Source organism: Streptomyces sp. NBC_00335, from assembly GCF_036127095.1.
Lineage (GTDB): Bacteria > Actinomycetota > Actinomycetes > Streptomycetales > Streptomycetaceae > Streptomyces.
On the sequence record NZ_CP108006.1, the window covers coordinates 2,364,744 to 2,384,651 of the forward strand.

General features: G+C 72.6%; 13 protein-coding genes. 2 read left to right on the top strand and 11 right to left on the bottom strand.

From position 1 onward, the window contains the following. Positions 1-143 precede the first annotated feature (143 nt). From OHA37_RS10330 to OHA37_RS10365, 8 genes are all read right to left on the bottom strand, one after another. Positions 144-1,445, bottom strand: a complete 1,302-nt coding sequence (locus OHA37_RS10330) for a M50 family metallopeptidase (protein WP_266904038.1) — start codon at positions 1,443-1,445, stop codon at positions 144-146. Further along, positions 1,442-2,695: a 1-deoxy-D-xylulose-5-phosphate reductoisomerase gene (gene dxr, locus OHA37_RS10335; protein ID WP_266904039.1), complete on the bottom strand. Its 1,254-nt coding sequence runs from the start codon at positions 2,693-2,695 to the stop codon at positions 1,442-1,444. The genes OHA37_RS10330 and dxr overlap by 4 nt, the downstream gene beginning before the upstream one ends. A gap of 20 nt (positions 2,696-2,715) precedes the next feature. Continuing rightward, positions 2,716-4,035, bottom strand: a complete 1,320-nt coding sequence (locus OHA37_RS10340) for a hypothetical protein (protein WP_266904040.1) — start codon at positions 4,033-4,035, stop codon at positions 2,716-2,718. Positions 4,036-4,138: 103 nt separating this feature from the next. Further along, positions 4,139-6,112 carry an acyl-CoA dehydrogenase family protein gene (locus tag OHA37_RS10345; RefSeq protein WP_266904041.1) on the bottom strand — a complete coding sequence of 658 codons (1,974 nt, stop codon included), beginning with the start codon at positions 6,110-6,112 and terminating at the stop codon, positions 4,139-4,141. A gap of 108 nt (positions 6,113-6,220) precedes the next feature. Then, the gene (locus OHA37_RS10350) at positions 6,221-6,946 is read right to left on the bottom strand and encodes a thioesterase II family protein (RefSeq protein ID WP_266904042.1); all 726 of its coding nucleotides are present in this window, start codon (positions 6,944-6,946) and stop codon (positions 6,221-6,223) included. Positions 6,947-7,170: 224 nt separating this feature from the next. Beyond that, a complete protein-coding gene (locus tag OHA37_RS10355; protein WP_266904043.1) occupies positions 7,171-8,616 on the bottom strand; it encodes an aldehyde dehydrogenase family protein in 1,446 nt (481 codons plus the stop codon). A 470-nt stretch (positions 8,617-9,086) separates the two neighbouring features. Next, complete coding sequence (locus OHA37_RS10360) at positions 9,087-10,664, bottom strand: PucR family transcriptional regulator (RefSeq protein WP_266904044.1); 1,578 nt, start codon at positions 10,662-10,664, stop codon at positions 9,087-9,089. Between the two features lie 164 nt (positions 10,665-10,828). Further along, on the bottom strand, positions 10,829-13,261 hold the full coding sequence (locus OHA37_RS10365; protein WP_266904045.1) for an ATP/GTP-binding protein: 2,433 nt from the start codon (positions 13,259-13,261) through the stop codon (positions 10,829-10,831). 267 nt (positions 13,262-13,528) lie between these two features. On the opposite strand from OHA37_RS10365, the gene gabT reads away from it, so the two are divergent. Both gabT and OHA37_RS10375 read left to right on the top strand, forming a co-directional pair. Next, on the top strand, positions 13,529-14,863 hold the full coding sequence (gene gabT, locus OHA37_RS10370; RefSeq protein WP_266904046.1) for a 4-aminobutyrate--2-oxoglutarate transaminase: 1,335 nt from the start codon (positions 13,529-13,531) through the stop codon (positions 14,861-14,863). Between the two features lie 426 nt (positions 14,864-15,289). Next, positions 15,290-15,862 carry a phosphatase PAP2 family protein gene (locus OHA37_RS10375; protein WP_323182325.1) on the top strand — a complete coding sequence of 191 codons (573 nt, stop codon included), beginning with the start codon at positions 15,290-15,292 and terminating at the stop codon, positions 15,860-15,862. Here the strand turns inward: OHA37_RS10375 and OHA37_RS10380 are convergent. The 3 genes from OHA37_RS10380 to OHA37_RS10390 form a co-directional block, all read right to left on the bottom strand. Further along, positions 15,847-17,658 carry a chitinase gene (locus OHA37_RS10380; RefSeq protein ID WP_266904048.1) on the bottom strand — a complete coding sequence of 604 codons (1,812 nt, stop codon included), beginning with the start codon at positions 17,656-17,658 and terminating at the stop codon, positions 15,847-15,849. The genes OHA37_RS10375 and OHA37_RS10380 overlap by 16 nt on opposite strands. Positions 17,659-17,809: 151 nt before the next feature. After that, positions 17,810-18,274, bottom strand: a complete 465-nt coding sequence (locus tag OHA37_RS10385) for a hypothetical protein (RefSeq protein ID WP_266904049.1) — start codon at positions 18,272-18,274, stop codon at positions 17,810-17,812. 195 nt (positions 18,275-18,469) lie between these two features. Beyond that, on the bottom strand, positions 18,470-19,888 hold the full coding sequence (locus OHA37_RS10390; protein WP_266904050.1) for an NAD(P)/FAD-dependent oxidoreductase: 1,419 nt from the start codon (positions 19,886-19,888) through the stop codon (positions 18,470-18,472). Between the last annotated feature and the right edge of the window lie 20 nt (positions 19,889-19,908).

Below are 19,908 nucleotides of genomic sequence, written 5' to 3' on the forward strand. Positions count from 1 at the left end.
GTGCGCCACCCGAACGTAGGGAGCCGGGCACGATGAGTGCCCGGCTCCCGCGCGGATGATGTACGAGGCGCCGTGAGATCCCGCGCCGGTCGTTCGGCCGGGTGAGGTCCGGACGTTCGGTCAGGTGATCCGGGCGTTCGCGGTCAGGTGATCCTGATGGGGTTCACCACGTCCGCGGCCAGCACCAGCAGCGTGAAGCAGACGAAGACGGCGGCCACCACGTACGCGGCGGGCATCAGCCTGGCCACGTCGAAGGGGCCCGGGTCCGCGCGCCGGAAGACCCGCGCGAAGGCGCGCCGCACCGATTCCCACAGGGCGCCGGCGATGTGCCCGCCGTCCAGGGGCAGCAGGGGCAGCATGTTGAAGAGGAAGAGGGAGAGGTTGAAGTAGCCGAGGACGCCCAGCAGGAACGACGCCCGCTCCTCCTTCGGGATGTCCAGGGTCGCGATGTCGGCGCTGATCCGCGCCGCGCCGAGGAGGCCCATCGGGGAGTCGGCCTCCCGCTCGCCGCCGTTGAAGACGGCGTTCCACAGTCCCGGGATCTTGCCCGGGAGGTTGGCCAGGCCCTGCACGCTGGCCTCGACGACCTCCACGACGTGCTCCGCGGACTGGGTGAAGGTGAGCGGCGCGATCACGGACCTCGCGCTGACACCGAGGTACCCGGCCGACACGAACTCGCCCTTGACGAAGCCGCCGCGGCCGTCCGTCTTGCCGACGCGGTTCTCCACGAGGTTCGGGTGGACGTCGATCCTCTGCCCGTCGCGCAGGACGGTGAGGGTGGCGGGTCCGATGGTCTTGCGGATGTGCTCCTGGAGGGCGCCCCAGTCATCGACCGGCTTGCCGTCGAAGGCCACGATCTTGTCGCCGACGTGCAGGCCCGCGGCCTTGCCCGGGGCCACCGGGTCGCCGTCCTCGCAGACCGTGCGCTTGTCGCTCTGCTTGAGGACGCAGTCGGCGACGGTCTGGACCTGGGTGGTCGTCTGCTGCACCCCGAAGGTCATCCACACGCCGAAGAAGATCGCCATGGCCAGGACCAGGTTCATGAACGGTCCGGCGAACATCACGATCACGCGCTTCCAGGGCTTGCGCGTGTAGAAGAGCCGCGACTCGTCGCCCGGCTCCAGTTCCTCGTACGCCGCCGAGCGCGCGTCCTCGATCATCGAGCGGAACGGCGACGTGGAGCGGGCGGTGACCTTGCCGTCCTCGCCGGGCGGGAACATCCCGATCATGCGGATGTAGCCGCCCATCGGGATGGCCTTGAGCCCGTACTCGGTGTCGCCCTTCTTGCGCGACCAGATGGTCCGGCCGAAGCCGACCATGTACTGGGGCACGCGGATGCCGAAGAGCTTGGCCGTCGAGAGGTGCCCGAGCTCGTGCCAGGCGATGGAGAAGAGCAGCCCGACCACGAAGACGAGCATGCCGATCAGGCTGAGCAAGATGGTCATGCGCGCGCCTCCATTGCGGCCCGAGCCGCCATCTCCTGTGCCCGGGCCCGGGCCCAGGTCTCCGCTTCAAGGACGTCCCGGACCGTGAGGGAAGTTCCCCGGGCGGGCGTTCCGTGCTCATCGACCACGGCAGAGACCGTATCCATGATTGCTGTGAACGGGAGCCGACCGGCCAGAAAGGCCCCTACGCACTCCTCGTTCGCCGCATTGAACACTGCGGGCGCGGTACCGCCCAGGGCGCCGACGTGCCGGGCCAGGCCCACCGCCGGGAAGGCCTCGGTGTCCAGCGGGAAGAACTCCCAGGTGGACGCCTTGGTCCAGTCGAAGGCGGTGGAAGCGTCCGGGACCCGCTGGGGCCAGCCGAGACCGATCGCGATCGGGCCGCGCATGTCCGGCGGGGTGGCCTGGGCCAGCGTGGAGCCGTCCGTGAACTCCACCATGGAGTGCACGTACGACTGCGGGTGGACCACGACCTCGATCCGCTCGAAGGGGATGTCGTAGAGCAGGTGCGCCTCGATGACCTCCAGCCCCTTGTTGACCAGGGTCGCCGAGTTCACGGTGATCACCGGGCCCATCGCCCAGGTCGGGTGGGCCAGCGCGTCCTGCACCGTGACCGAGGCCAGCTCGGCGCGGGTGCGGCCGCGGAAGGGCCCGCCGGAGGCGGTCACCACGAGCTTGCGCACCTCGGCGCGGGTGCCGGCGGCGAGGGCCTGGAAGAGCGCCGCGTGCTCGGAGTCGACCGGGATGATCTGACCGGGCTTCGCCAGGGCCTTCACCAGCGGGCCGCCGACGATCAGCGACTCCTTGTTGGCGAGGGCCAGCGTCCGCCCGGCCTTCAGCGCGGCGAGGGTGGGCGCGAGCCCGATGGAACCGGTGATGCCGTTGAGCACGGTGTGGCACTCGGAGGCGGCGAGCTCGGTCGCCGCGTCCGGTCCGGCCAGGATCTCGGGCAGCGGCTCGCCGGCGCCGTACTCGGCGTCCAGCGCCTCCTTGAGGGCCGGTACGACGTCTTCGCGCGCGACGGCCACGGTCTTCACGCGCAGCAGCCGGGCCTGCTCGGCCAGCAGCGCGACCCGGCCGCCGGCGGCGGACAGGGCCGTGACCCGGAACCGGTCCGGGTTGCGCAGGGCCAGGTCGATGGCCTGGGTCCCGATGGACCCGGTGGAGCCGAGGATGACGATGTCCCGACGGCCGGCCGCGGGGTCGAAGAGGAGGTGCGGATCGGCGAGGGGGGATGGGCGGTCGCTCATGGACCCATTGTTGCCGCAACTCAGGGGCGGCCGGACACGGAGCCCCCTTCCGTGACCCGAAGGAGAAGGTGCGGGAGCGTACCGGCGAAGTCCGGGAGGGTACTGGCCACCCGCCACCAGGCGTCCGGATCGGAGCCGAGGGCCAGCGCGAACAGCCGGTCGGCCTCGGCCCGCGCCGCGAGCACCGGGGCGGGCGGCTCGTGTCGGTCGGGGTGGTCCACCTCGCCCAGCCAGTGGTCCTCGTCCAGGGCCCAGCAGGCGGGCGCCTTGTGCCGGATCACGTCCTCGCCGGTGAGCAGCCCCCGGGCGAGGCAGTCGCGCACCCACCGGATGTCCTCCTGCACGGACTCCATGGGCACCGCGAGGCTCGCCAGGGCCAGTTCGCGGTCCACGCCCGCGACGGGCTCGGCCGGCCGGGGCGCCACGGAGCGCACCGCCTCGGCGAGCCCGGGGACGGGCGGCCCTTCGGCGGGCTCCTGCAGGGTGCCGCGCACGATCCGGGCCACCAGGACCGGCAGGGTGCCCGGGAAGGCGGGGGCGTGGCGCAGCAGCTCCGCCCAGAGCCGGGGGTCGTCGCGCAGGGGGCGCAGCGCGCGGGCGACGGCGGTGCGCATCCCCGTCCGCTCGGGCAGGCTCCAGCGCAGGCCGCGGGCCCCGGTCAGGCCGGTGAGCAGCAGGGTGCGGTGAGCGGGGGTCACGTGGGCGACGAGCTCCTCGTGCGTGACCCGGCCCATGCGCACGGCGCGGACGGCGGGCCGGTGCCAGGAGCGCTCGTCCGCCGCCGCGGTGGCGAGCAGCCCGTGGACGGTCTCCCGGGGCAGGTCCCCGACGAGGAGCAGGGCTTCGACGGAGCCGGCCGGGAGGGGGCTGCGGAGGTGTTCGGCGAGCAGCGGCTCCGGGTCCGCGTTGTGGCCGAGCGCCAGGATGTCCAGCGGGACCCGCGGCCCGCGCCGGCCGTGCCGGCGCAGCAGGCCGATGAGCTCGGCCGCGGTGAGCGGCCCCTCGCCGGGGTCCCGGCCGAGCTCGGCGCGGAGCACCGGCAGGAGTTCCTGCGGGGTCCGGCGGCGGGCGTACCGGGCGGGTCCGGGCAGGCCGGGCAGCGGCCGGCCCACGACGCGGGGGTTGCGGGCGACGTAGGTCCGGTCGGCCGTGCCTCCGTGGCGGAGCAGCAGGGTGACGGTCGAGGCCGCCAGCCATTCGTCCCGGCACAGGTACTTGAAGGCGGGCTCGTCGAGCCGGCCGATCATGTCGGTGACGACGTGGTCCGGTGCGTGGCGCAGCAGGTGCGCCACGCACCAGGCCAGCCGTCGGCTGGTGCGGTCTTCCTCGGCCGTCGGCATCGTTCTCGTCCGCCTCGCGCTGTGCTCGTACGGGTACCAGTACCCGTACCGGTACCCCTACTCATCCTCGTACATCTGTCCGATGTGCGGCGATGATTTCAGGTCAGCGCAGCGGACGGTGGACGTTTTCGCGGGTGGAGGGGCCGGGAGCGGCGTCGGCGATCCACGGGCCGTCGCCCGAGGGGTCCAAAACGCCCTCCTCCAGCCAGGTGTAGGTGCCGTTCAGGACCCCGGCCACCACCTTGCGGTCCAGGTCGTCGGTGTTGTCCCAGAGCCGCCCGAAGAGCTCCTCCACGCGGAGCCGGGACTGCCGGCAGAAGGCGTCGGCCAGCTGGTAGGCCTCGCGGCCGTGCTCGCCGGAGGCCCGCAGGTGCTCGGCGCGCACGCAGGCGGCGCTCATCGCGAAGAGCTCGGCGCCGATGTCGACGATCCGGCCTAGGAAGCCCTGCTTGGTCTCCATCCGGCCCTGCCAGCGGGCCATGGCCATGAACGTCATGCGCGCGAGTTTGCGCGCCCCTCGTTCCACGTAGCGCAGATGGGTGGCGAGGTCGGGGTGACCGCTCGGGTGGAAGGCGCGGTAGGTGCCGGGGACCTGGCCGGGCCCGGTGGCCAGCTTGGGGAGCCAGCGCGCGTAGAACCCGGCGGCGCGGGCTCCCGCCTTCGCCTTGTCGCCCAGCGCCTTCTCCGGGTCGATCAGGTCGCCGGCCACCGACAGGTGGGCGTCCACGGCCTCGCGGGCGATCAGCAGGTGCATGATCTCGGTGGATCCCTCGAAGATCCGGTTGATGCGCAGGTCGCGGAGCATCTGCTCGGCGGGCACGGCCCGCTCGCCGCGGGCGGCGAGGGACTCGGCGGTCTCGAACCCGCGCCCGCCTCGGATCTGGACCAGCTCGTCGGCCATCAGGCAGGCCATCTCGGAGCCGTAGAGCTTGGCGAGGGCGGCCTCGATGCGGATGTCGTTGCGGTCCTCGTCGGCCATCTGGGAGGCCAGGTCGACCACGGCCTCCAGGGCGAAGGTGGTGGCCGCGATGAAGGAGATCTTGGCGCCGACGGCCTCGTGCAGGCCGACGGGCCGGCCCCACTGCTCGCGTACGCCGGACCATTCGCGGGCGATCTTCAGGCACCACTTCCCCGCGCCCACGCACATGGCGGGCAGCGACAGCCGGCCGGTGTTCAGCGTGGTCAGCGCGATCTTCAGCCCGGCGCCCTCGGCGCCGATGCGCTGGGCCGCGGGGACCCTGACCCGGTGGAAGCGGGTGACGCCGTTCTCCAGGCCGCGCAGGCCCATGAAGGCGTTGCGGTGCTCGACGGTGATGCCGGGCGAGTCGGCCTCGACGACGAAGGCGGTGATCCCGCCGCGGTGGTTCTCGCTCTTGGGAACCCGGGCCATGACGACGAGCAGGTCGGCGACGACCCCGTTGGTGGTCCAGAGCTTCACGCCGTCCAGGACGTACGCGTCCTCCCCGTCCGGGACCGCCGTGGTGGCCAGGCGGGCCGGGTCGGAGCCGACGTCCGGCTCGGTGAGGAGGAAGGCGCTGATGGCGGTGGTCGCGCAGCGCGGCAGGTAGGCGTCCTTCTGCTCCTGCGTGCCGAACATCTTCAGCGGCTGGGGCACGCCGATCGACTGGTGGGCGGAGAGCAGGGCGCCGATGGCCGGGCTGACGGAGCCGACGAGGGCGAGCGCCTTGTTGTAGTACACCTGGGTGAGGCCGAGGCCCCCGTACTTCGGGTCGATCTTCATGCCGAGCGCGCCGAGCTCCTTCAGCCCCCGCACGGTCTCGTCGGGGATCTTCGCCTCGCGCTCGATGCGCGCGCCGTCGATCTCGGTCTCGCAGAACTCCCGCAGCCGGGCCAGGAAGGCCTCGCCGCGCCGGACGTCCTCCTCGGCGGGGAGCGGGTGGGGGTGGATCAGGTCGAGCCGGAACCGTCCGAGGAACAGTTCCTTGGCGAAGCTCGGCCGCTGCCAGTTCTGTTCCCGGGCCGCTTCCGCGACCTGCCGTGCCTCGTGCTCGGTCACCTTGGGCCGTACGGGCTGTGCGGGCTGGGTGTCGCTGTCGCCGGGCTGTGTTGCGGACATGAGGGGGCTCACCTCGCCGCCGAGAGTGGGGGTGCTTACCGGTGGGTGCTACCAGTGAGTCGTACCCGTTTCGGGCGGCGGGGAAGCGGGGGTGAAAGAGGGACGGCCTCAGACGCCGTGACGTTCCACGGCCAGCCGGGCGACGCGCGCCGCGTGGGGGACGAGGTAGAAGTGGTCGCCGTCGAAGACGTGGGACGTGAAAGCGCCGGCGGTGACCGCGGACCACTTCTGCGCGGCCAGGGGGGTGACGCGGGGGTCGCGGTCCCCCGTGAGGGCCATGACGTCCGCGCGCAGCGGCGGAGCGTCCTCGCGGCGGCGGTAGGTGTCGATCAGGTGGAAGTCGTTGCGCACGATCGGCAGGAAGAGCTCGCGCAGGTCCGGGTCGTTCCAGACCGCCGCGTGGGGACCGCCCAGCGAGGTGACGGCCGCGATCAGATCCTCGTCGGTGCGCGGACGGACCACGCCGGCGGGCGCGGAGAGCCCGCGGCCCGAGACGCACAGGCGCGTGACGTGGTCCGCGCCCGCGGCTTCGAGGCGCAGGAGGCTCTCGTACGCCACAGCCGCGCCCATGCTGTGTCCGAGGAGCACCGTGGGCACGGGAGCCTCGGCCAGGAGTTCCCCGGCGATCTGCGGCGACAGGGCGTCCATCGCCGGGATCAGCGGTTCGCCGATGCGGCTTTCGCGTCCCGGGTAGCGCACTGCCACGACTTCGACCGAAGGATCCAGGTGCCGGGGCCAGTCGCGGAAGAAGCCCGCGCCGCCTCCGGCGTGCGGGAAGCACACCAGGCGCAGCGCGGGGTCTGCGACGGGACGGTGGCGGACCAGGTAGGACACGTGCGACTCGATTCGTCGGCCGGAGATCGTCGGCCCGGCGCGTGGGGCCGCGCACCCGGGCGCCCACGACCCTGCCACACCGCGGCCGCGGCCTGCCGCTCAGGTGGGCCGGGGCCCCGGGGGCTCCCGGTGACGGGTCCCGGTGGACCCCACGGCAAAAGGAGACGGCCGGAGCCCCCGCACAGTAGGCTCCGGCCGTCGGCTTGGTGGCCGTACGAGTTCGGTCAGATGTCGAGGCCGCTGAGGACCAGGACCCGCTCGTAGGTGTAGTCGTCCATCGCGTAGCGCACGCCCTCGCGGCCCACACCGGACTGCTTGACGCCGCCGTACGGCATCTGGTCGGCGCGGTAGGAGGGGACGTCGCCGACGATCACGCCGCCGACCTCCAGCTCGCGGTGGGCGCGGAACGCGGTCTGGATGTTCCGCGTGAAGACGCCGGCCTGCAGACCGAACTTCGAGTCGTTGACCGCGGCGAAGGCCTCGTCGGTGTTCTCGACCCGGCGCAGGGTGAGGACCGGTCCGAAGACCTCCTCGGTGGCGAGGGTGACGCCCTCGGGCACCTCCGCGACGACGGTGGGCTCGTACGAGGCACCCTCGCGCTTGCCGCCCGTGAGCAGCTTGGCTCCGGCGGACACGGCCTCGTCGACCCAGGACTCGACCCGCTTGGCGGCGTCCTCGGAGACGAGGGGGCCGACGTCGGTGGCGGAGTCGTTCGGGTCGCCGGTGACCTGCTCGCGGACCTTGGCGACGACCTTCTCGACGAGGCGGTCGTAGACCGTCGCGTCGGCGATCACGCGCTGCACGCCGATGCAGGACTGGCCGGCCTGGTAGTTCGAGAAGGTCGCGATGCGGGTCGCGGCCCAGTCGAGGTCGGCCTCGGAGGACCAGTCCTCCAGGACCACGGCCGCGGCGTTGCCGCCGAGCTCCAGGGTGCAGTGCTTGTGGGGCACGGCCTGCTGGATGGCGTAGCCGACCTTGTCCGAACCGGTGAAGGAGATGACGGGCAGGCGCTCGTCCTTGACCAGCTCCGGCATCTTGTCGTTGGCGACGGGGAGCACGGACCAGGAACCGGCCGGCAGGTCGGTCTCGGCGAGCAGCTCGCCGAGGATCAGACCGGAGAGCGGGGTGGCCGGGGCCGGCTTCAGGATGATCGGCGCGCCGACGGCGATGGCGGGGGCCACCTTGTGGGCGCACAGGTTCAGCGGGAAGTTGAAGGGCGCGATGCCCAGGACCGGACCCTTGACGAAGCGGCGGGTCAGGGCCAGGCGGCCGACGCCACCGGCGTCGGTGTCCAGGCGCTGGGCCTCTCCGCCGTTGAAGCGGCGGGCCTCTTCGGAAGCGAAGCGGAACACGGACACCGCACGGCCGACCTCACCGCGGGCCCACTTGATCGGCTTGCCGTTCTCGGCGGAGATCAGCAGCGCGATCTCCTCGGTGCGCTCAGCGAGCCGGCGGGCGACGTGGGCCAGGGCCTCGGCGCGCACGTGGGCCGGGGTGGCGGAGAACTCCGCGGTCACGGCGTACGCGGCGGCCACGGCCTCTTCGACCTGGGCGTCGGTCGGGACGCTCACGGTACCTACGAGGCGGCCGTCCCACGGGGAGTGGACGTCGAAGCTGTCGTCGCCCGTGGCCTGGCGGCCGGCGAGCCAGAAGGCGTGGGTGGAAGTCATGCTGATCCCGGCCCTTCGGAGTGTGTGCGGTGGGTCCTTGTCCCCTCCACCGTAGGACTCCGCCGGGGATTCGGCGTTTGTCCGGGGTGGAGTACGTGCGTGGCGCGGCGCGCCGCTTTGTCAGTGTCGGGGCGGCCGCCGCCCGTGCGGGGCCCTGCCGGGGGCTTGTACGGGCCCCGAGCGGCCCTGCTGCGCGGGGCGGGCGGGGCTCGGCTGCGCCGCGCTGGCCCCCGCTGCGCGGGGCGGTGTCCCCTACCCGCCCTTCGCCCGTTCCCTGGGGCTCCGCCCCAGACCCCGCGCCTCAAACGCCGGCGAGGCTGGATCTTCCAGCCCGTCCGGCGTTTGAGGACCGGGTCCGGGCAGCGCCCGGGGAACGGGCGAAGGGCGGGTAGGGGACACCGCCCCGCAGGGCCGAACCACCCGCACCCGCCACCGCCGGACGGAGTCCGCGCAGCGGTGCGAGGAGCGCGTCAGGAAGGACTGGTGGCCTTCAGGGCGAGCCACAGCTCCATGCGGACGTCCGGGTCGTCCAGGGAGCGGCCGAGGATCTCCTCCACGCGGCGCATGCGGTAGCGCAGGGTGTGGCGGTGGACACCGAGGTCGGCCGCCGCCGCGTCCCACTGGCCGTGGCGGGAGAGCCACGCCTGCAGGGAGGCCACCAGGTCGCCCCGGCCCTTCTCGTCGTGCTCGCGCAGCGCCCGCAGCGTGCCGTCCGCGAAGGCCCGTACCGCGTCGTCGGCGAGCAGGGGCAGGACCGAGCCCGCAGCCATGTCCTCGTGTTCGACCATGGGGCGGCCGCGCCGCCGGGCCACGGCCAGGGCCTGGTCGGCCTGTTTGAAGGCCGCCGCCACGCCGGAGGCCACCGCGGGCGCCGACAGGCCGAGGACCAGCTCGTCCGGCTCCGGTTCGCCCGACTCCCGGCCGCGCCGGGATTCCAGGGCCTCCGCGTGTTCCGCGCACGCCTGGACCGCCGACCCCCCGTCGGCCGCCAGGACCACCAGCCGGCCGGGCTCCGGCACCACCAGCAGGGTCTCCCCCGTGCGCGCCGCCGCCGACTCCACGGCGTCGGCCAGCAGCGCCAGGCCCTCCGGCTGGGCCGTGCCCGCCAGGGCCGGTTCCGCCACGAGGATCCGGAACGGCGCGTCGAGCAGGGCCCCGTACAGGTCCCCGGCCACGGCCTGGGCGTGCTCCGCCTGGCCGGCGAGCAGCATGCGCAGTACGGCGGCGCCGAGCCGGGACTCCGCGTCGTGCAGGGAGCGGGAGCGTTCGGTGGTGAGGGTCAGCAGGGCCACCGCGGAGTGGACGGCGTACCGCTCCGCCGTGCCGAGCGGGGCCCCGGTACCGACCGCGAGGGCTCCGCGGGCCCGCCGCCCGGTGCCCAGCGACTGGAGTTCGACCCGGTCCTCGGAGCCGCCGACCACGGCGCTGGCCGGGGCGGGCCGCTCCCGCAGCCGTTCCACGTCGGGGGTGAGCCGGGCGGCCCGGCGCGCGGCCCAGTCGGGCGCGGCCGCGACGACGGCGCCCGAGGTGTCGTACAGGGCGGCCCAGCCGTGCACGTGCGCCGCCAGCTTCGTCAGCAGCTCGGCGGGCCCGTCGGCCGACAGAGCGGCCCGGGTCAGCTCGCGCTGCGCCTCGAAGCCCGCGGTCACGGCCCGGTACTGGTCGGCGGCGAGGGCGGCGGAGACGGCCTTGCTGATGGCGAGGAACGGGGTGCGCCGGGGTACCTCCAGCAGCGGCAGGTCCTCGGCGGTGGCGGCTTCCACGAGCGCCTCGGGCACGGCGTCGTAGTTCACGCCGATGGCGAAGCCGATGCCGACGACCCCGGCCGCCGCGAGCCTGCGGACGTAGCGGCGCATCTCCTCGGGGTCCTCCGCGTCCAGCTTCATCGCGGTGATGAGGAGGAGCTCCCCGCCCTCCATGTAGGGGACGGGGTCGGCGAGCTCACTGACGTGGGCCCAGCGGACGGGGGTGTCGAGGCGGCCCTCCCCGGCCCGGACGCTCAGTTTGAGCGCCGAGTGCTGGACGAGCGAGGCGAGGGTGAGCGGCATGGGTACCGGGGCGCCTTAGGTCGAGGAGGGGGTTCGGCGGCGAGGTGCCGACGGAGGATTCTCGCCGTGGACCACCACCGCGGATTTCGCCGTGTCGTACGAACGGCTCTCTTGATTCTGCCACCCCGTACGGGTTCGCCTCCTCCCGGCGACGCCCCCCACCTTCAGTCCTGCCCCCCGAGCCGCACCAGCAGCGGGGCGGCCCGCTCGCCGCGGACGGAGGTGAGGGAGAGCACGGCGTGGCCGGGGGGCACGGTGTTGGCAAGGGCCGAGGCCGACCACCGCTCCCGCTCCACGTTCCGCACGGTGACCGCATCCGTGGTGACGGCCTTGCCCGTGATCACCTTGCGCACGGCGTGCACGGCCCGGGTGAAGGGCTGGTCGGCATAGACCGTCCGGCTCGTGACGTCCCGCGTCTCGACCAACTCGGTTCCCCAGGCATCGGCGAACCACTTGCCGTCCCAGGTGGTGACCCCGGAAAAGGCCACCCGGCAACCGACCGATCCGAGGAGCGGGGTGCGCAGCCCTTCCGGTACGTCTTCCAGGGTGCGCAGCGCCAGCAAGACCCCCGCGTTGGCCGAACGGAGTCCCTGCATGCTGCGCACGGCCTCGGCGGTGACGGCGTGCGAAGCGTCGTCGAGGGCCAGGAGGGCGAACAGCGAGCGGTCGGCGCGGGCCGCGGCCGCCGCGTTGAACTGGGCGAGGAGCAGCCGGGCCAGCATCCGGGAAGCGTCCGGATGACCGCGCTCCGGGAGGTCCACACGCACCCGCACCGGGTGTTCCAGGGCGCGGAGGGAGAAGGGCCGTCCGCCGCCGGTGGTGTCGAAGAAGCCGTGGAACGCCGGCCGGTCGAGCAGGGCCGCCCTGTCGGCGAGAGCCGGTCCCGGGTCTCCGTGGACGCCGTGCTGCCGCGCCCGGGCATCGAGCTCGCGCAGCATGGCCTGCTGCCCGGAACGCTCCAGCTCGTGACGCAGCGCCTCGAGCGCCGCAGGCAGCAGCTCGAGCAGCGCACGCAGCTCGGGCACGGTCGGGAAGCGGCCGTACGCGGCATGGAACGGGCCGAGGATCTGGGCGAGCGCCGTCGCCGACCGGCGTACGTCGACGCCCGGCAGGTCGCCCACGAAGGCTTCCGCGAGGAAGGAAGCCGCCTCGTCGGAGTCGGCCGTCCCGCCGTAGAGGTCGAGATCGTGGACGGACTCCGGGTCGCCCAGGCGCACCACGATGTCGTAGGCGTCGTCGGGTCCGAGTCGGGTTCCCGCGGCGCCGACGGCGATCACGGCCGCCTGCCCGGCCAGCGCCTGGAGGGCCAGCGACTCCACCACCGGCCTGACCAGCCGGTGGGTCTTGCCCGAGCCCGAGGGGCCGACGGCGAGGACCGACGTGCCCAGCACAGCGGGGTCGAGGGCCAGCCCGGTCCCGCGGCGCTCGTGAGGGTTCGGCTCGACGCCTGTGACCCGGCCGAGCCAGACCTGCCCGACGGTCAGGTCGTGGGAGGCGGCACGAACAGGCAGATCACGGGCTCCCGACGGATGGCCGCAGGCGGCCGCACCCTTGGCCCGTACGGCTTCCTCGAAAGCGGGGCGCCGCGAGGGATCGGCCCTCACGGACTCCCAGGCCCGCCGGATCCGTGCGTGGTCGACGTCGTTCATCCGCCCCTGGTGGACTTCTGCCGCCAGCCGGTCCGCGGTCGCCGCCAGCCCGGCGGCACGCAATTGCGGCCAGCCGGCCGGCGAGTCCGGGCCATCCAGGTCCACTGCCTGCGGGGCATCGGCAGGAACGGCAGAGGAGCGGAGGCCGTTCAGCAAGGCAGCCCAGCCGCCGAGGCGGGCGAAGTAGAGGCCGACGGGTGCGTAGATCAGTACGTAGAGAACATTCGTGACCACCGCACCGCCCGTTTCGCCGAGCTCCGGATACGGCAGGTGTCCGAAGGCCAGCGGATAGACCATGAGGATCGGGGTCGGGTTCTGGATCAGCCAAACGACGACGAAGGCTCCTGCCGCGGCACCCACCGCGCGCTGCCAAGGGCCGCGGGCAGCAATCAGCTGGTCGAAGGCGGTCCGCCAGCCTCCCAGCTTGGCAAAGCCGAGGAACAGGCCCACGGTAACCAGCAGCTCGTAGAACTCACGGGCCGCCATGCCCCTGTGGTCGATCGGCTCCTTGACGAGATTGCCCTTCCACCAACTGTCGGGGGTGAAGTAATGGAGCGGGGATCCTTCGATATCGAAGGGGAGGCTCTTATCGAGGAAGGCCTGCCAGCACACGAAGAAGACGAGGAATGAGACGACGACCCGCGTGATCAGCACCCGGCCGTTGGTGTCCTGCTTCGGTGCGGCCGGAATGTAGGCGTAGCGCCAGATGCCGGGCTTCGCCTCAGGTCGCGGGGCGCTCAGCCAAGCGGCGAAGGGAGTCGCTGCGGGACTTGTGGTCACGCCTGCGGCACTCCCCGGCGCGTACCCAGGCGGTGGCGGGGCCGTGACCGGTCGCGGCGGCGTGGGCGGCGGGCCGGCTGGCCGGGGGATGTGGGGACCGCCGGCCCCCACATCGGGCGAGCCGCCGTAACTGCCGCGGTCCCCGCCGTGCGTGCCGTCGGTGTCCATGTAACCCCTGCCCCCTGCCCGTTACCGCGCTGCCCAGCGCTGCCCTGCACCACGCTGCGCGCTCAATCTAGTGGCCGTCGCCGCCCCGCGGCCCGTACCCCGTCATGATCCACAGGACATGCGCGGATTCCTTCCTATGGCCGTCACGGACAAGGACACGCGGGCACCACTCCCGAACGGAGCATGCAGGACCACGCCTCCCGGGCCTAGCCTGCGGACAAAGACACAAGTGCGTCCGAAAACACCCCCACCCCCCAGGAGCCCCCTATGACCGCTGTCCCGCAGGAGCGCCGCATCGTCACCGCGATCCCCGGCCCCAAGTCGCAGGAGCTTCAGGCCCGCCGTCTGTCGACGGTGGCCGGTGGCGTGGGCTCCGTGCTTCCCGTCTTCACGGCCCGCGCGGGTGGCGGCATCATCGAGGACGTCGACGGCAACCGCATGATCGACTTCGGTTCCGGCATCGCCGTGACCTCGGTCGGCGCCTCCGCCGAGGCCGTCGTGCGCCGCGCCGCCGCGCAGCTCGCCGACTTCACCCACACCTGTTTCATGGTGACCCCCTACGAGGGCTACGTGGAGGTCTGCGAGGCCCTCGCCGAGCTCACCCCGGGTGACCACGCCAAGAAGTCGGCGCTGTTCAACTCCGGCGCCGAGGCCGTCGAGAACGCCGTCAAGATCGCCCGTTCGTACACCAAGCGCCAGGCCGTCGTCGTCTTCGACCACGGCTACCACGGCCGTACGAACCTCACGATGGCCCTGACCTCGAAGAACATGCCGTACAAGCAGGGCTTCGGCCCGTTCGCCCCCGAGGTCTACCGCGTCCCGGTCGCCTACGGCTACCGCTGGCCGACCGGCGCCGAGAACTGCGGCCCCGAGGCCGCCGCCCAGGCGATCGACAACATCGTGAAGCAGATCGGCGCCGAGAACGTCGCCGCGATCATCATCGAGCCGGTCCTCGGCGAGGGCGGCTTCATCGAGCCGGCCAAGGGCTTCCTGCCGGCGATCGTGAAGTTCGCCAACGACAACGGCATCGTCTTCGTCGCCGACGAGATCCAGTCCGGCTTCTGCCGCACCGGCCAGTGGTTCGCGTGCGAGGACGAGGGCATCGTCCCCGACCTCATCACGACCGCCAAGGGCATCGCGGGCGGCCTGCCGCTCGCCGCCGTGACCGGCCGCGCCGAGATGATGGACTCCGTGCACGGCGGCGGCCTGGGCGGCACCTACGGCGGCAACCCGGTGGCCTGCGCCGGTGCGCTCGGCTCCATCGAGACCATGAAGGAGCTCGACCTCAACGCCGCGGCGAAGAAGATCGAGTCCGTCATGAAGGCCCGCCTGACGGCCATCCAGGAGAAGTACGACATCGTCGGCGACATCCGCGGCCGCGGCGCCATGATCGCGATCGAGCTCGTCAAGGACCCCTCCTCCAAGACCCCGAACCCGGAGGCGGCCGCCGCGCTCGCCAAGGCCTGCCACGCCGAGGGCGTCCTCGTCCTCACCTGCGGCACCTACGGCAACGTGCTCCGCTTCCTGCCGCCGCTCGTCATCGGCGAGGACCTGCTGAACGAGGGCCTGGACGTCATCGAGGCCGCGTTCGCGACCCTCTGATCGAACGTCTGACACAGGCGCTAGAACGCGGGGACGCGATCCTCGATCACCGCGCGGTCACTACCGCGGGTAACGGGCGGGCGCTGTGAAGAAGGTGTGGGGGGCCGATGGCGGGAGCGTTTTCCTGCTGTCGGTCCCCCTTTCGCTGCCGTACGGTTTCTGCAGATGAGTGAGACACCCCGCTTCCGGGAAATCGGAGGCGACACCAGTACCGGGCTTCCCCAGCGCCGCACTGGGCATGCGTTCGCGCACACTCCTCAGCGATCGGACGGCCGCACGCCCCAAACCCCCCGGGGCGCCCGGCAACCCGATCCGGCCGGCCGCCCCGGAACCACCCCCCCTGTTCCGGGGCGGCCGGCCACTCTCCTCTACGGCCTGGGCGCACTCTGCGTCACGCTCTTCGCCCTGATCACCTGGCAGGTCCTCGTGTCCGGCCCCCTGCTGGTCCCGGACGCCGCCCTCAGCCGGGCCCTCGTGCGCACCGTCCCCGACGCGGTCACCCAGCGCCTCTCCGACTTCGGCAACGTGCCGGTCGCGGTCCCCGTCCTGCTCCTCGCGGTCCTCTACGCCGTCCGGCGCGGCAACCGCCGGGGCGCGGCGGCCGCGACGCTGGCCATGGCCCTGGTGCCGGCCCTGGTCGTCCCGCTGAAGGAGTGGACCGGCCGGCCGGGCCCCCTGGAGCCCTGGGCCTCCGGCTACTACCCCTCGGGCCACACGGCCACCGCGTACGTGGCGTACGTGGGCGCGGCCCTGCTCGTGCGCCCGTACACCCGGGGCCGCTGGCCCCTGCTCCTCGCGGCCGCCCTCACCGCCCTGACGGCGACGGGGCTGATCCTGCGCGGCTACCACTGGCCCCTGGACGTCCTGGCCAGCCTCCTGATGTGCACGCCGCTGCTGCTCGCGGTGCGCGCCGCCCGTAACGCGGCGGCGGGGCCGGGGCACGTGCGCCCCGGCCCCGCCGTGTCCGGTGGTGACGGCGCCGGTCAGCCGCCGAAGTAGGCGTCGAAGTTCTTCGAGAACTCCCAGTTGCCGAAGCGGTCCCAGTTGATCGACCAGGTCATCAGGCCGCGCAGGGCGGGCCAGGTGCCGTGGGTCTGGTACGTCCCGCAGCTGGTCTTCTTCGTCAGGCAGTCCAGTGCCTTGTTGACCTCCGCCGGGGAGGTGTGGCCGTTGCCCGCGTTGGTCGTGGCCGGCAGGCCGATGGCGACCTGGTCCGCGCGCAGGGCCGGGAAGACGCGGGCGGTGTTGCCGGCCACCGGGAAGCCGGTGAGCAGCATGTCCGTCATGGCGATGTGGAAGTCGGCTCCGCCCATGGAGTGGTACTGGTTGTCGAGGCCCATGATCGAGCCCGAGTTGTAGTCCTGGACGTGGAGCAGGGTGAGGTCGTCGCGCAGGGCGTGGATGACCGGGAGGTAGGCGCCGGCGCGCGGGTCCTGGCCGCCCCAGGGGCCGGATCCGTAGTACTGGTAGCCGAGCTGGACGAAGAAGGTCTCGGGGGCCATCGTCAGGATGAAGTCCGGGCCGTACTTGGCCTTCAGGGTCTTCACGGCCGAGATCAGGTTGACGATCACCGGGGTGGTGGGGGCGCGGAAGTCGGTGTCGCCCGTGGCCAGGGAGAGGGAGTGGCCCTCGAAGTCGATGTCGAGGCCGTTGAGTCCGTACTCGTCGATGATCTTGCCGACGGAGGAGACGAAGGTGTCGCGGGCGGCCGTGGTGCCCAGCTGGACCTGGCCGTTCTGGCCGCCGATGGAGATCAGGACCTTCTTGCCCGCGGCCTGCTTGGCCTTGATGGCCGCCTTGAACTCCGCGGCCGATTCGACGGTCGGGCACTCGCTGACCGGGCAGAGCTGGAAGCGGATGTCGCCGGAGGTGACCGAGGTGGGCTCGCCGAAGGCCAGGTTGATGACGTCCCACGAGGCGGGTACGTCGGCCATCCGGACGTAGCCGGAGCCGTTGGCGAAGCTGGAGTGCAGGTAGCCGACCAGGGCGTGGGCGGGCAGCCCCGGGTTGCCGGGGTTGCCGCCGCCACCGGGCGTGGTCACGGGGACGGCCGCGCTCTTGGCGGATTCGCCGGCCGCGTTGACCGCGCTGACCTGGAAGGAGTAGGTCGTGGAGGCGGTGAGGCCGGTGACCGTCGCCGAGGTGGTGCTGACGGTGGTCGGGTTCGCGCCGTCCCGGTAGACCTTGTACGAGGTGGCCCCGGTCGCGGCCGCCCAGGAGAGGCCGACGGTGGTGGAGGAAGGGGCCGACGCGGTGAGCCCGGTGGGGGCGGCCGGGATCTGGGGGCCGGGTCCGGAGCCGCCGGGGTCGGGGCCGACGAGGGTCACGTCGTCGGTGAACTGCGGCGGCTGGCCGTACCAGCCCTGCGTGTACACGGTCACCGAGGTGGTGCTCGCGCCGGTACGGAAGCTCGTGCTCAGCTGCTTCCAGGCACCCGGGGTCTGCGTCCAGGTCTGCGGGTCCGTGGTCCCGGTGCCGGTCGCGCCGAGGTAGACGTACGCGCCCTGCACCCAGGCGCTCAGCGTGTACGCGGAGTCGGGCTTGACGGTGACGGTCTGGGAGCAGCGGGCGTTGTCCTGCCCGGCCGGGGTGCCCTTGAGGGCGGAAGCGCCGCCGTGCACCGGGGTGCTGACGGCGGCTCCGCTGCCGGCCGAGCAGCTCCAGCCGTCGAGGCCGACTTCGAAGCCGCCGTTGCGGATGAGGTCGGCGTCGGCCGCCGCGGCGGGCTGGCCTGCGACGAGGAGGCCGGCCGCCGCGAGGGCGGCGGCGGTAAGGAGGGACAGCGCGGAGCGCATGACGGTGGGTCTGGCGGGGCGGGTGGGGCCGGCAGGACGAGTGGGGCGCACAACTGCCTCCGGTGCATGGGGGGATGGAGCCGGGCCGCTGGTGGGGAAGCGGTGGGGGAAGGCACAGCGGCGCCCAAGATGGTCCAGACCAATGCCCTTGTCAAGACTTCCCGCCTCCCCGCCCCACGACGCGTGCCGCCGCCTCGTGCATCGCGAGTTCCAGCACCGCCGGATCGGTGAGCGTGCCCTGCCCGTCCGGGACCACCAGCCAGCGGACCCCGCCCGTGGCCCGGCCGGGGTACGGGACCACGATCCAGGTCCCGTGCCCGGCTCCCCGTACGCCCGTCCCGAGCCAGCGGGACGCCGTGCCCGGGGGCACGAAAAAGCCCAGCCTGGAGTCGCCGAAGTCGGCGAGCACCGGGCCGGGCCGCTCCAGCAGCGCGTCCAGTACTTCGAGGGTGGTGTGCCCCAGCTCCCCCGGCAGGATCAGCACGTCCCACCGGCGGCCGGCGGGCAGGAGGGCGACCCCGAGGGGGTTGCGCTCCCACTCCCACCGGCAGGCGTCCGGATCGGGCGCCACCGAGACCAGCCAGTCCACTGCCGTTTTGTCCCCCGGGATCGTCATCGCCCGGCCTCCGCTCTCTGTGTGAGGTGAAGCGTTCTCACAGGAGAGAGCGGGGCCGGGCGCAGGTATGACGCGGGTTTCGTTACTCCGTGGTAGTGAAGCAGGTCACACTGCCCGGGGCGATGTGCGCCCGGGGCGTGCGGAGGTCGCTTACCCGATCAGCGCACCGGCACGCCGGCGCGCCACCGTCCGGGCTCAGCTGTCGAAGCCGAGACCGAAGCGGTCCAGCGTCTTGAGCCACAGGTTGCGGTGCCCGCCCATCCGGTCCGCCCGGGCCAGCGACCACTTCGTCATCGTGATGCCGGTCCAGGCGAAGGGCTCCGGCGGGAAGGGCATCGGCTTCGAGCGGACCATCTCCAGCTCCGTGCGCTCGGTCTTCTCCCCCGCCAGGAGGTCGAGCATCACGTCGGCTCCGAAGCGGGTGGCTCCGACGCCCAGTCCGGTGAAGCCGGCCGCGTAGGCCACCTTGCCCGCGTGCGCGGTGCCGAAGAAGGCGGAGAAGCGCGAGCAGGTGTCGATCGCCCCGCCCCAGGCGTGGCTGAATTTCACCCCTTCCAGCTGCGGGAAGCAGGTGAAGAAGTGCTCGGCGAGCTTGAGGTACGTCTCGGGCCGGTGGTCGTGCTCGGCGTCGAGCTTGCCGCCGTACGGGTAGATCGCGTCGTAGCCGCCCCACAGGATCCGCCGGTCGGGGGTGATCCGGAAGTAGTGGAACTGGTTGGCGCTGTCGCCGAGGCCCTGCCGGTTCTTCCAGCCGACCGAGGCGAGCTGCTCCTCGGTCAGCTGCTCGGTCATCAGCGCGTAGTCGTAGACCGGGACGGTCAGCGGGCGCACCCGCTTGACCAGCGACGGGAAGATGTTGGTGCCCAGCGCCACCCGGCGGGCGAAGATCCGCCCGTACGGGGTGCGCACGGCCATCCCGGCTCCCGAGCCGGTCAGGTCCAGCCCGCGCGTGTTCTCGTAGATCCGTACGCCCAGCTCCATGCAGGCCCGCTTCAGGCCCCAGGCGAGCTTCGCCGGGTTGAGCATGGCGACGCCGTCGCGGTCCCAGATCCCGCCGAGGAAGGTCGGGGAGTCGACCTCGGCCCGTACGGCGTCCGCATCCAGCCATTCGGAGCGGCCGGCGAGGCCGAGCCGCTCGGCCTCGGCGTGGAACTCGCGGAGCTCCGCGACCTGGTGCGGCTCGGTGGCCACGTCGATCTCGCCGCTGCGTTCGAAGTCGCAGTCGATGCCGTAGCGGGCGACCGCCTCCTCGATGGCGTCGAGGTTCCGGGCTCCGAGGTCTTCCAGCTTGGCGAGCTCGTCCGGCCAGCGGGCCATCCCGTTGGCGAGGCCGTGGGTGAGGGAGGCGGCGCAGAAGCCTCCGTTGCGGCCCGAGGCGGCCCAGCCCGCCTCGTGGCCCTCGATCAGTACGACGTCCCGGGCGGGGTCGCGCTCCTTGGCGAGCAACGCGGTCCACAGGCCGCTGTAGCCGCCGCCGATGACGAGCAGGTCGCAGTGCTCGTCCCCGGTGAGGGCGGGCTCGGCGGCGGGCTTGCCGGGGTCGTCCAGCCAGTACGAGACCGGCTTCGCTTCGGAAAGAGATCGTGCAGCGGTGCGCATGGCGTCTGGGGCCATGTCTTCCAACTCCCTACAGG